Source organism: Bartonella saheliensis, from assembly GCF_902162175.1.
The window spans coordinates 1-13,078 of sequence record NZ_LR607229.1; the positions used below are offsets into that span (position 1 = coordinate 1).

Annotated in this window: 8 protein-coding genes; 5 read left to right on the forward strand and 3 right to left on the reverse strand. The window is 35.0% G+C overall.

Translation table 11 applies throughout. The annotated features are described in order from the left end of the window. Positions 1 to 971: 971 nt before the first annotated feature. A complete protein-coding gene (locus FS875_RS08030; RefSeq protein WP_144755433.1) occupies positions 972 to 1,667 on the reverse strand; it encodes an HAD family hydrolase in 696 nt (231 codons plus the stop codon). A gap of 369 nt (positions 1,668 to 2,036) precedes the next feature. On the opposite strand from FS875_RS08030, the gene FS875_RS08035 reads away from it, so the two are divergent. Further along, complete coding sequence (locus FS875_RS08035) at positions 2,037 to 3,125, forward strand: site-specific DNA-methyltransferase (RefSeq protein ID WP_373925582.1); 1,089 nt, start codon at positions 2,037 to 2,039, stop codon at positions 3,123 to 3,125. A gap of 771 nt (positions 3,126 to 3,896) precedes the next feature. On the opposite strand, the gene mutY is transcribed toward FS875_RS08035, so the two are convergent. Continuing rightward, positions 3,897 to 5,003 carry an A/G-specific adenine glycosylase gene (gene mutY, locus FS875_RS08040; protein WP_144755439.1) on the reverse strand — a complete coding sequence of 369 codons (1,107 nt, stop codon included), beginning with the start codon at positions 5,001 to 5,003 and terminating at the stop codon, positions 3,897 to 3,899. Between the two features lie 161 nt (positions 5,004 to 5,164). On the opposite strand from mutY, the gene FS875_RS08045 reads away from it, so the two are divergent. The 3 genes from FS875_RS08045 (at position 5,165) to ppdK (ending at position 9,265) form a co-directional block, all read left to right on the forward strand. Next, positions 5,165 to 5,665 carry a DUF721 domain-containing protein gene (locus FS875_RS08045; protein WP_144755442.1) on the forward strand — a complete coding sequence of 167 codons (501 nt, stop codon included), beginning with the start codon at positions 5,165 to 5,167 and terminating at the stop codon, positions 5,663 to 5,665. Between the two features lie 84 nt (positions 5,666 to 5,749). Further along, positions 5,750 to 6,406, forward strand: coding sequence for a DsbA family protein (locus tag FS875_RS08050; protein ID WP_144755444.1), 657 nt, complete (start codon positions 5,750 to 5,752; stop codon positions 6,404 to 6,406). A 192-nt stretch (positions 6,407 to 6,598) separates the two neighbouring features. Next, entirely contained in the window at positions 6,599 to 9,265 is a 2,667-nt protein-coding gene (gene ppdK / locus FS875_RS08055; protein ID WP_144755447.1) for a pyruvate, phosphate dikinase, read from the forward strand. A 1,734-nt stretch (positions 9,266 to 10,999) separates the two neighbouring features. On the opposite strand, the gene FS875_RS08060 is transcribed toward ppdK, so the two are convergent. Continuing rightward, positions 11,000 to 11,842, reverse strand: coding sequence for a peptidoglycan-binding domain-containing protein (locus FS875_RS08060; protein ID WP_144755450.1), 843 nt, complete (start codon positions 11,840 to 11,842; stop codon positions 11,000 to 11,002). A gap of 846 nt (positions 11,843 to 12,688) precedes the next feature. On the opposite strand from FS875_RS08060, the gene FS875_RS08065 reads away from it, so the two are divergent. After that, positions 12,689 to 13,078, forward strand: a 390-nt coding sequence (locus tag FS875_RS08065) for a DUF5330 domain-containing protein (protein WP_166428914.1), incomplete at its 3' end; no start/stop codon positions are given.

The following is a 13,078-nucleotide window of genomic DNA, read 5'->3' on the forward strand; positions in this document are numbered from 1 at the left end:
GACATGTGTAAGTAGTATAATATAAAGCCTTAAGTTCATAGATTTCCGCCACCTTTATTTTTATAAAGGAGTAAAGTCATACGCTAGGCTTGTTCCTGATGTTGCTGTAATCCTCGACTCTTGGGGTACTTCATAAAGGGGTGTTTTTATTTATTTTTTTAATTAACTTAATATATCCAGATTTGAAATGAGAGAATTTTACGATATTCATTTTTTGTTTAATCTGAATAACGTTAGATTATCATTATAAATCAATATATTGTTCATCATTTTTTTGATAAAAAATATTTCCTATAAAGGTGCATATTTTTATAAAGACATATTTTTCTAGTCTTTATCTAACTTTAGAGAGACTATGCCAATTGATGTCGTCAAAAGATTTTTTAAGCAGTAATATCAATAAAACTTTAACAAGTTTATGAGATCTGGATTGAGAAGGTATAAGCCCTTATAACTCGGAAAGGGTGCTTTTGTCATTTTCAATGAACTGCTCTATAGATTCCGCGAATTTTAATGTATTTGCCTGTGGTTAATACGAACAGAGCATACAATTCTACCATGTTGGGTAATGTATTTAATAAGCTGAGGGGATATAGAAATTTTTACATCTTATTGAGCAAGAAATTATAATATTTTTTTCTTTGACAAATCTAGTCATTTATCAGGATGGATGACTGATGTTGGGACTAGGATATTGGATTTGAAAAAGATAGCTAGTTTACCGGTAGGATTGATTTCCCAGAAGGTTAGATTTTTTTATGCGTTCGTATCTTTGCTCCTTTTAAAGCATGTGCAATGGTTAGATTCATAGTTTCTGAGCAAGTCACCATATTTTTTTCATACTAAGATGTAATCACCCCATATTGAAATTTATTAAAGTTATTAGAAAAGAAGAGAAGCGAAAAGAGGAGGAGATTTGGATAAAATATCCTCTTACAAAAATTTACAAACTGATATCTTCAAGAGTTTTTTTATAATAAATCGCGCCATACAGCCATTGCTTCTAAAACTTCTCCTAAATGAGCATGTTTTGCGATAACTGTTTCCGCACCAGCTTCTGCAAGTGCATTAGAGTGGCCAAGATAGCTATGGGAACCTCCTGTAAAGCCGATGACACGCATGCCTGCTGCTATGGCAGCGTGGACACCATGAAGTGAATCTTCTATAACGATTGTGTTTTGGGGTTCTACTTTTAATTGTTGTGCGGCAAAAAGAAAAACATCAGGGGCAGGTTTCGTTTTTTTTGTTCCCACTTCAGGTGCTGAAAATATTTTACCTTCAAAAAGGTCATAGAGATTAACAGTAATGAGCATTTCTTTTATATCTACACTCTTTGCATTAGAGCAGATACAGTAGGGATAGCGCGTTTGAATCATTTCTACAGCTTCTCTTATATCATCCATAGCCCGTAATTCAGTTTTTATTTGTTTACGAAAAATATTGGTCATCTGATCTATAAGATGAGCAGAAACTGGCTTTTCTGTTTCCTGTTCAACGTGTTTAAGAATATCGCGAAAGATAAGCCCTGCAAAACGCTCACTCAATTCTTCCGCTGATATTTCATATCCTGTTTGTTTGAGCAATTGAGATCCAATTTTTGCTGCAAGATATTCAGAGTCGACGAGAACTCCGTCACAATCAAAAATAATAAGATCTATCTGAGGCATAAGATATTCCTTTACATGTTACGAGATGGACAATTTTCATGAGAACAATATTAAGAGGACCTTATTTCATAAAAATACGCTTTGAAAGCGATTCTTAATTTTTTTACAAAATAAAAGCTATGGGAACAGTACATTAAAAAAGAAAAATAAGGACTCATTCATATGAAAGTTTTTTTACTTTAAAAAATAAAAATGAATATCAATTTTTTAGAACTTTAACGATACGTTTACTCTATTTTGTAAATATGAATGGGTAATGCGGGTCTATAAACTATTTTGATTGATTATAGGGCAAATTCAGTTCATTTCGTTGGGTTTTTCATGACAGTTATTCAGCTTCAAAAAGATTTCATTCGTACTTCCTCACAGATGCCATGGCGCAATAAAATTTTTAAAGGAGATTGTGTTGCCGTTTTAGAAAAATTGCCAAAACATTCTGTTGATATGATTTTTGCGGATCCCCCCTATAATTTGCAATTAGATGGTGCGCTATACCGCCCAGATCATTCGCTTGTTGATGCGGTTGATGATGCATGGGACCAGTTTGAGAGCTTTGCTGCTTATGATGCTTTTACCCGAGCATGGTTGCTTGCGTGTCGTCGTGTGTTAAAACCCAACGGAACGCTTTGGGTTATTGGATCTTACCATAATATTTTTCGAGTTGGAACGGCATTACAAGATTTAGGTTTTTGGATGCTTAATGATATTATTTGGCGCAAAAATAATCCGATGCCTAATTTCCGAGGGCGTCGCTTTCAAAATGCCCATGAGACTCTTATCTGGGCGGTGCGAGATCAAAAAGATAAAAAGTACACATTTAATTATGATGCTTTAAAAGCAGCAAATGAAGATTTACAAATGCGTTCAGATTGGCTTTTTCCTCTCTGTACAGGAGCTGAACGTTTAAAGGATGATGCAGGGCGTAAATTACATCCAACACAAAAACCACAAGCGTTATTAGCGCGTATTATTATGGCTTCTAGTAAGCCTGGTGATGTTATTCTTGATCCGTTTTTTGGTTCGGGAACAACAGGTGCTGTTGCCAAGCTTTTAGGGCGTGATTTTGTGGGGATTGAACGTGAGCAAGATTATATTGATGCAGCGTGTGAGAGGATTGCGGCGGTTAAACCTTTAGCACAACCAGAACTGGCGATTTTGGATAGAAAAAAAGCAGAACCACGTGTAGCATTCAATAGTTTGCTTGAAGCAGGTTTACTCTATCCTGGAGAAGTACTTTATGATCGCAAGAAGCAAGTATCTGCTATTGTAAGAGCTGATGGTACGATTATGCATGGTGGTGAAGCAGGCTCAATTCATGCAATGGGAAGAAAGGCTCAAGATTCGCAGAGTTGTAACGGTTGGACCTTTTGGTACTATGAGGAAAATGGACGATTGAAATCCATAGATCATTTAAGAATGATTATACGCTCACAAATGTTAAAAACAGGTGTTTTATAAATGAAGAAGATCACTTCATTCTATCTATTGATCGCCAATGTGTAGATGCCTTTAATTGAGAGAGACGTAAGGGCATTTTATGCATTTAAAAGCGTTATTTATATGCTCATTTTGTTTGCAAAGTGGCAAGTGAGTATTTTTTATAACTCTTATAGAAGAACTCAAAATGAAAAAGCTTCACTCTATACTTTTATTTAAGTGTCAAAATAGTCAAATTATCAATCGATATACTTTTATGAAAATAAAATAACAGAATTAAAAAGATTCATTGAGAAGTTCAAAAAAGTAAGTTCTTTTAAGGGGGGAGCATGTACATTTATGGGGGTGCGTGCAGTATAGAAATATGTTAATTATAACAATAAGTTAGCATTATTCACTATTCACCTTTTGAATTAGCTTATCGAATATCGTCAGATCTTTTGATTTCAAACCTGTTTTATATTGAGTCAATAAAAATCACTTGTTTGCACGTCATAAGTGGAGCTAACATAGGATTAAAAGTACTTCTTATGAGCCGTCTCAAGAGTTGAGGGTTGGAGATAACATTGGAGACTGGTAAAGTGTGTGATGGTATCGGCGCGCTTTTGCGTAGGTGAAAAAAGATAAATCCTGAAATTTAAATCTAAGATTTCTAAGCTTTTTTATCTCTGCTTAATTCTTATTTGTAGGAAAAATTGGTTATTTCACGCTCTTAATTTCTTTTACAGAGGAAGAAATGGTCGCTAGGGAATCAAAGTCTTTGTTAACAAACATTTTTACCAATAGGGCTGGTCATTTAAACCTAAAAGAATTGGGAAGTGCTATGGAGATAGCTTTTTTCATAACAGTAGGGAGCGCTTCGTCAGCAAGATGTTGAATGTTGCACCACCAACCATTTTCACAATTTGTTTCATGAAGATCGTCCGTATAGTAAACATCGAGTTTTAGAGAAAAGTGAGTAAAAACATGGGTAATTTGTCCTTTAAATTGCCAATTGGCAGTAAAGGGTGCATTTTGAAGTCCATTTTCGTTATTTATGCCAATATTATTAGGAATTTGGGTCATTCCACCAAGGAGCTTTTGTGTTTGTCTTTTTTCTAAATAAATTTGTCTCTTTTTATTAAGGACTACAAAAGCAACACCTGTTTTTAAAGGGCGTTCTTTTTTAGGAGCTTTAACTGGAAAAGCTTCTGTTTGTTGCATCTTTTCCGCTTTGCATAAACTTTGAAGAGGGCAGATAGAACAAGATGGTTTGCGTGGCGTACAAATTGTTGCTCCCAAATCCATCATTGCTTGAGCAAAGTCGCCAGGACGATTTAAAGCAATAATTTTTTGTGTTTTTTCTTTAATTTCAGCTTTTGCTTTTGGTAATATTGAAGTAATAGCAAAAAGGCGGGCTATCACACGTTCGACATTACCATCAACCACTGCTACAGGGTGGTTAAAAGCAATTGCAGCAATGGCTGCGGCTGTATAATCTCCAATACCCGCGAGAGTTTGTAAGGCTTTTACAGATTGTGGAAATTGTCCTGCGTAGTTTTCAACAAGCTGGCTTGCACATTTTTTAAGATTTCGTGCGCGTGAATAATAACCAAGTCCAGCCCATGCTTTCATGATGTCATCTTGTGAGGCTTTTGCTAAAGAAGAAAGATCAGGCCAAAGTTTCAAGAATTTTTTAAAATAAGGCTTAACCGTTTCAACGGTTGTTTGTTGAAGCATGATTTCAGAAAGCCAAACATGATAAGGATCAGGACGGATACCTTGTTTTTGTTCTTCGGGAGTAATCCGCCATGGGAGATGTCGGTGATTTTTATCGTACCAAGAAAGGAGGTGCGAAGAAATTTCATACATGATTGTTTTCAAGCATAGGGAGACGTAAAATGCAAAAGAAAAAAGCATTTATTGGGTCATCTATGTTTTTTTGCTTCTGTATTTTTATTGTTGAGACTTTGGTGTGGAAAGAATGTCTATTTTGTTGATATTATATAAATTAGAAAGGTAAAATTTTTAGATGAAACAAATGATTGTCATTGAGTAAACGGTTGAATAATGATCTAAAAATGAGAAAACAACTAAAAAAGCATGCTTTTTATTCTCTTTCTAGGACGGTCCTGAAAATACTTGATCCAGTTTTACGTAAACGGACAGGGCTTAATGTCGCGCTTATAGAGCATTGGCCACAAATTGTGGGCTATGATATCAGTAAACATACAATACCCCTTAAAATTATTTGGAAACGTCGCGCCGATCAAGATGAAGTTTTTAAGCCCGCAACACTTGTTATCGCATGTGAAGGATTTGCTGCGTTAAAATTGATGCATGAAACAGAGGAATTGCTTCATAGAATTAATGGTTTTTTTGGTTATATTGCTATTGATCGCATCAAGATTGAGCAAAAAAGTCTGTCGATTTTTATGAATCATGTGCCTCTAAAGCCGACTTTAAGTGAAAAAGACAAAAAATGCTTGGAAAAAATGCTCGAAGGAATTGAAGATAAAAGCTTACGCCAATCACTTTATAAACTTGGCTGTTGCATTTTCTCGGAAAAAAATAATAAATAGTAAGATATTTTATATATTTTCCTTATAATATATGCAAAAGCATTGGATTCCTATTCTTTTAATAACAACAGAAAAGTATTATTTATGGTAAAATATCGTTCTTTTTTATCTCTTGGAATAATTTTTCTCTTCATAACGGTTGTACAAAACAGTGTAACAGTTGCTTTAGCGCGTGGTTCAAAGCCTGTTGCAACGGTAGATATGGCTGAGCTTCTTCAATCGGGTAAAGTAAAGGATCGCTTTGAAGGAGAGGAAGATGCTCCAGTCATCATTGTTGAGTATGCTTCATTGACATGTACGCATTGTGCGCATTTTTATAACGATATCCTTCCTCAAATTCGTAAAAAATATATCAAAACAGGCAAAGTAAAAATGATTTTTCGCGATTATGCTTTTGATCCTCGAGCAACAGCAGGTTTTATGTTAGCGCGATGTGCACCAGAAGATCGCTATTTTCCTTTGATAGAAGTTTTATTTCAAAAACAAAATGAGTGGGCTTGGGTAAAAGATGCTCTGACACCGTTGAAAAAGATTAGCTTAATGGCGGGTTTTACAGATGAGAGTTTTACTGCGTGTTTGAAAAATCAGTCCATTTTAGATGAAGTGAATGCATCTTTTGAGCGTGGTAAAGAACTTGGTGTCACAGCAACGCCTACTTTCTTTATCAATGGTGATAAATATGAAGGTGCCATGAACGTAGACGAGTTTTTTTCGGTGATTGATGGTTATCTTAAAAACTAAAATTTAATCTTCCAAAAGGGGGATAAATGAGATGTATGGTCTCATTTCTCTTTTGGAAGGATTGGTATTATGCATTTATGAAGTGATTATGGAACGATATTCTTTATTTTGCCGGTTTTAAAATCAAATCATTGTTTTTAAATGAGCCTAAGTTGAATGGTGTTTTGATGCTGATATGGGAGGATTTGTATAATGAAAAAATGGGTTTATAGTTTTGGAGATGGCAGCGCAGAAGGAAGCGCAAGTGAGCGTAATCTTCTGGGAGGTAAAGGCGCTAATTTGGCAGAAATGAGTAACCTTGGTTTGCCGGTACCACCCGGCTTTACTCTGACAACAGAAGTTTGTAATTTTTATTATGCCCATGACAAATCATATCCAGAAGAGCTACAGGAATCTGTTAAGAAAGCACTAAGACGCGTTTCTGAACAAACAGGACGTGAATTTGGGAATGAACAAAGACCACTTCTGCTTTCTGTTCGTTCAGGAGCACGAGCTTCTATGCCAGGGATGATGGATACAGTACTAAATCTTGGCATGAATGATGAAACCGTCAAAGCGATTGCTTTACAAGCCAATAATGAACGTTTTGCTTATGATAGTTATCGGCGTTTTATCCAAATGTATTCTAACGTTGTTTTAGGCGTAGAGCATTCGTTTTTTGAAGAGATTCTTGATGAAGCAAAGGCACACAATGGTTACACTGTTGATACAGAAATGACAGCAGATGATTGGAAGAATGTTATTACTTCTTATAAAGCTTACGTTGAAGAAAAATTAGGGACCCCCTTTCCACAAGATCCTGCACAACAGTTATGGGGGGCGATAGGAGCTGTTTTTTCAAGTTGGATGACAGCACGTGCAGTTACTTATCGCCGTTTACATGGCATTCCTGAAAGTTGGGGAACAGCCGTGAATGTGCAAGCTATGGTTTTTGGGAATATGGGAGAAGATTCGGCAACAGGTGTTGCTTTTACACGCAATCCATCGACAGGACAAAAAGAACTTTATGGTGAATTTTTAGTTAATGCGCAGGGGGAGGATGTTGTGGCGGGTATTCGAACGCCTCAAAATATTACAGAAAATGCGCGTATTGTTGCTGGTTCAAATAATCCGTCTTTAGAAAAAATCATGCCTGAAGCTTTTTTAAAGTTATGTCAGATCGCGCAGAAACTTGAGCAGCATTATCGAGATATGCAGGATCTCGAATTTACCATTGAAAAGGGTAAATTATGGATGTTGCAGACTCGTTCAGGAAAACGCACAGCACGTGCAGCTCTCAAGATAGCAATTGAAATGGTTGAAGAGGGTTTAATAAGTCGTGAAGAGGCTGTGATGCGTATTGATGCAAAGTCACTTGATCAACTTTTGCACCCAACACTTGATCCCAAAGCAGAACGTTTTGTTATAGGGCGTGGTTTACCGGCTTCTCCTGGAGCGGCAACGGGTGAAATTGTTTTTACATCAGAAGAGGCAGAAACAGCATCAGCAGAAGGACGCAAAGTTATTTTGGTCCGCGTAGAAACAAGCCCAGAAGATATTCATGGGATGCATGCTGCTGAAGGAATTTTAACAACGCGTGGCGGCATGACAAGCCATGCTGCTGTTGTGGCGCGGGGGATGGGAAAGCCATGTATTTCCGGTGCTGGCAATGTACGGATTGATTATAACACAAATGCGCTGTTTGCTTCAGGAGAAAGTTTTAAAAAAGGTGATGTTATCACGATTGATGGTGGGAGTGGGGAAATTTTCAAAGGGAAGGTTGCGATGTTACAGCCTGAGCTTTGCGGAGACTTTGCAAAGTTGATGGAATGGGCTGATGGCATGCGACGTCTAAGAGTTCGCGCCAATGCTGAGACACCATCTGATGCCCGTATGGGGCGTTCTTTTGGGGCTGAAGGTATTGGTCTTTGCCGTACGGAGCATATGTTTTTTTCTGGTGAACGTATCGTTGCCATGCGTGAAATGATTTTAAGTCATGATGAAAGTGGACGTCGCAAAGCGTTAGACAAGCTTTTGCCAATGCAGCGTTCAGATTTTAGTGAATTGTTTGAAATTATGTGTGGTTTGCCTGTGACCATTCGCTTGCTTGATCCGCCACTCCATGAATTCTTACCCAAAACCGATGCAGAAATTCTTGAAGTTGCAAAAGCTATGGGGGTTTCTGCAGAAGCGCTTGCTGAACGCGCACAGCAGTTGCACGAATTTAACCCTATGCTTGGATTACGAGGATGTCGTTTAGCTATTACTTATCCTGAAATTGCTGAAATGCAAGCGCGGGCGATTTTTGAAGCAGCAGCAGAAGCCGCCCAAAAATCTGGCTCTCCTGTTATGCTTGAAATTATGGTGCCACTTATTGCGCTTAAATCTGAACTTGATTTTGTTAAAGCGCGTATTGATCAGGTTGCTGAGGAAGTGATGAAAGAAAAGGGAAGAACTATTCAGTATATGGTTGGGACGATGATTGAGCTTCCAAGAGCAGCACTTCGAGCCGATGAAATTGCTGAAACGGCGGAGTTTTTTTCATTTGGAACAAACGATTTGACACAAACCACTTTTGGAATTTCTCGTGATGATGCGGCTCCTTTTTTGGCAACCTATTTTCAGAAAGGCCTTTTAGAACAAGATCCTTTCGTATCTATTGACCGTGATGGTGTAGGAGAACTGGTTGCCATTGCTGCACAGCGTGGACGCTCAAAGCGAGAAAAAATAAAATTGGGAATTTGTGGTGAACATGGAGGTGATCCTGCTTCTATTGCTTTATGTGAAGAAAATAACTTAGATTATGTTTCATGTTCTCCTTTTCGAGTCCCAATTGCTCGTTTAGCAGCAGCGCAAGCTGCAATAGCAAAAAGGATATAACGGGTTAATATTTTTTATTGTATTGTGACCACTGAAATAAATTTTTATGTATGTCCTTTTATTTTATTCCTTAAAGAAAATAAAAAGCATCTCTAGAATGCACTATGATTTATAGCATGTGAGAAAGTGTATTTTTGAGAGCGTTATGAAAGAAAATAGGAGGCAAGATAAAACAGGGGGTTATTATTAATAGGCTTTCAATATGGATAGGGATGCTTGATAGAGAGCGGGGCGCTATTGTGCAGTTAATTTATGCGTTTTCTTTTAACAGCAGGAATGTCTCATACAAACAGAATACTTCAAAAAATGCATTTATTTTGTAAATTGATGGGCTGTTTTGAAAAAATGCCCCCTAATCCATTTTACGTTATCGCTCATAGAATGGGATTATGTAAAACTTCTTGTAATTATGAAATTTTCTCAGAGTTTATAAAACTTCCTGTGCGCTACCAGCTTTATGCTTAGGAAGAAATATAAAAGTTATATAAGGTATTGATTGTAAATATAATTTATATATTTTTCATATTGAATATCATAAGACTTTCTCATTTCAACTTCTTTTATAATTGAATCAATCAAAACCACATTTTTTGCTTTTTATAGGCGGAGAGAACTATGTTGATAAAAAATTAAAGGAAGATATGCTTTTTTATAAATTATCTCAAGTACCAAAAGCTGTTGAAACATTGAAGGTAGGGACAGTGTATAATGATGCTAGCTTACTTCTTTAGAAGCCTAAAATAATAGTACACAGTGAAATTGCTATTATATTATTTGCAGGTATTATTGTAAAATGGGCTTGGGTACTGTGAGCGATGTTTCTTTTAAAGCCCCGTGAATGGCAAAGTATATTCCATTTGGGACATTTTATTTTACGTGAGGGAGTGGTGATCCCCAAAAGACACGTGATAAATAAAAGCGTGAGGCAATACTCTTCATTATTCAAAAGAAAGCGCGGTTTTTAGATGTCTTTGAAAGCTGTAAAGTTAAATGAAAAGAAAATGACCAAGATGGCAAATGATTTCTACTATTAAAATTTTTATGTTCTACCCAAATTAGGCTGTTTTCCTGTTTTAAGAAATTACACAAATAGAAGATATACGTGCGCGCACTCCATTTGGCATACAAAGGCGACAACAGCAGAGATAGCACTTAGTCTTTATCTCAAATATGCGGTTAAATGAAGGCTTAAATATTGCTTGACAAGCAGCAACAAAAGCACAGGCTTTCTTAGGAAATAACGCCATAAAATATAAAACTTTTCCAATCATAGATTGAATAAATGTGCCGGCTTTTTATAAAACACTTTGGAAACAATAGCCATAATATCACTAGCTTTTCGTCTCCTTATTTTTCAGATGTTTGGACATATTCTTGCGTTATATTCACAAAATCAAATTGACAGTAATATATGGATCATTTCTAGCTCGAAAATATGAGAGGAGGGTGCGATGAAACAACAGAATTTCGTGTTTTTTTATCATTAGAAGTAATAAAAATTTTTAAATAATGTCCTTTTCTCTCTTACAATGATTTTTTGCTGTAATCGGTCATGATGCTTTTGCTAGCAAATTGTATGACTTAATATGTAATGTATAAGAAAACCATTCTGATTATTTAATATAAAAGGGTTTACGGTAAAGAAATTTTTTTGTATTCGGGAGCATTAAACAAGAAAATGATCAATTATCATTATCAATCAAGAGATTATTTTTATAATATAGACGATTATCTTTAATTTAATAAACCAATTTCACGCATTTTCAGTAAAATTGTGGGATTAATTTTTCCTGTGATAGGAAGCTCAAACATTTTTTGAAACTGTTTTAAGGCTTCTATGGTTTTTTGATCTTCTATTCCTGTGACAAGAACTTCCTCATGACCAAAAATCTGTAAAGCTTTTTGCACCTGTAAAATATCTTCAATAGAAGGTTGTAAAGTAGATTCGTTCGAATTTGTTATATTTTTTTTTGTTGTGTTATTTTCCATTTCTATTTCGCTCTGTTTAATTAATAGCGCAATTTCATCTGTTGTGTGATTGGATAAAACATCATTTTGCATTTTTTGAGTAGCTTGTTGTTTCCATAAAGCGATAGCACGTTGTGTTTTAGGTCCATCCAGTCCATCTAAAGGTCCATCATAAAGTCCTAATTTTGCGAGTTCTTTTTGCTTTTCCAGCATGCTTGCTGATTGAGGGGAAAAAGGTGGATTTGTGTTGTGATGACTTGAAGAATTCAATGAAGTTACATGAGAGGTTTCTTGTGATTTTGATTCTTTTTCAGATAAATTAGAGCTTTTTCCTATATTTTGAGTAGAAGAAAACTTTATTTGAGTAAAAATATTTTTATGTGGTGTCATTTGCAAAAATAAAGCATTAAATGAAACAAATAAAAAGCTAATGCTAAAAAGAATAGAGCCAACAAAAAATAAAGTATTTTTTCGTGTATAGAAATAAAGATTTTTTGCTATCCAAAAAGTAAAATGAAAAATTATAAGAAGAAGAGTAATAACAAGACTACTATGGTATTTACGATTTTTTATAGTTTTTTTTCGGGATGTCTTTCGCTTTGTTGTCATTAGTTTTGATTTTCAGTTGCGTTTATTTTTCACAAAAAACGAATGTAAATGATTTCTTATTTCAAGCTAGGAAGAAGTGCAGTGATATTATTGCTTTTTCCTTTCAGATTCCTAGAATAAGCAGATTCATTATATCCATTTATAAGTTGATAAATCAACAAGAGCTCTTATCAATAATTATTAATTTCATACTTTACAAATCTTTAATCTGTATAAGAGAGCATCAAATGGTTAACACTCAAGACCCTATAGTATTTTAAAACGAGCATTATCACATTTAATCAGCTAAACAATAATACTACGTTATTCTTCATTTTTGGCACATATGTTTGCCTATTCTTTAAAATCAAGTTGAGAATATTTTCCTATAATACCAGAATGATGATAGTCATTCTCATTCTTTATAGCTTACATATAGAGGGTTACTTATCCGTAAACGGTTTGGTAAGAGCAATTTTCTCTTAATGATATTATTTTTGGCATAAATTCCTTCTGTTCATATTCAATTAAATTGATGTTTACAATATTATAAAAAATCTTAGCTTGAGATGAATGAGATGAAATTGTAAGAGATGCCTCTATTTTTTATCATAGTTTCTTATATATAATAAGCCTCTAACTGCATGATATTTCTGTATAATTTTGGTATTGTTCTTTTCTAAATAGACAATATATCCCATTTTTATACAGCGACATCATAATCATATTTACAAAAAAGCTAATGATATAGGTCCAATAAATGAATATTCAATTTTATAAAAAACTCGTTTTATAAATTTTTTATAAAGATACAGTGTGTAAAATACCTTTTTTATTGCCTTTACCACTGCGGTACATTAATTGCTCATGATACGTTTTTTAATCAAATTATCATTTTTTTTGTTTTTTGTTTTTGTCATTATTTCATTTTTCGTAGCAAATCCAAGCAGTAACCATTCTCCTAATGCAAAAAATAATGAGACAACAACAAGTGATGTAATTATTGCGTTTAAGGAAGCTTTAAATGACTTAGGAACATTTTGTGACCGTAATAAAGAAACTTGTAAAGTAGGAAAGTCCTTTTTAAGTTTACTCAGCGAACGCGCATATTACGGTGCAAGAGCTGTTTATGAATATTTAGGGCATATATTAGGGCACAAAAATAATATAAAGATTTCTCCTAATGTTTATCGCGAAATGGAAATAAAAGAATTCTTACAAATATTTGTAAGATGCACCACTTATGCTTTTTCAGTT

Excerpts from the sequence above, each read along its gene's own strand:
- FS875_RS08030 (WP_144755433.1), bottom strand. The coding sequence starts at position 1,667 with ATGCCTCAGATAGATCTTATTATTTTTGATTGTGACGGAGTTCTCGTC.
- FS875_RS08035 (WP_373925582.1), top strand. The coding sequence starts at position 2,037 with ATGCCATGGCGCAATAAAATTTTTAAAGGAGATTGTGTTGCCGTTTTA.
- mutY (WP_144755439.1), bottom strand. The coding sequence starts at position 5,003 with ATGCTTTTTTCTTTTGCATTTTACGTCTCCCTATGCTTGAAAACAATC.
- FS875_RS08045 (WP_144755442.1), top strand. The coding sequence starts at position 5,165 with ATGAGAAAACAACTAAAAAAGCATGCTTTTTATTCTCTTTCTAGGACG.
- FS875_RS08050 (WP_144755444.1), top strand. The coding sequence starts at position 5,750 with ATGGTAAAATATCGTTCTTTTTTATCTCTTGGAATAATTTTTCTCTTC.
- ppdK (WP_144755447.1), top strand. The coding sequence starts at position 6,599 with ATGAAAAAATGGGTTTATAGTTTTGGAGATGGCAGCGCAGAAGGAAGC.
- FS875_RS08060 (WP_144755450.1), bottom strand. The coding sequence starts at position 11,842 with ATGACAACAAAGCGAAAGACATCCCGAAAAAAAACTATAAAAAATCGT.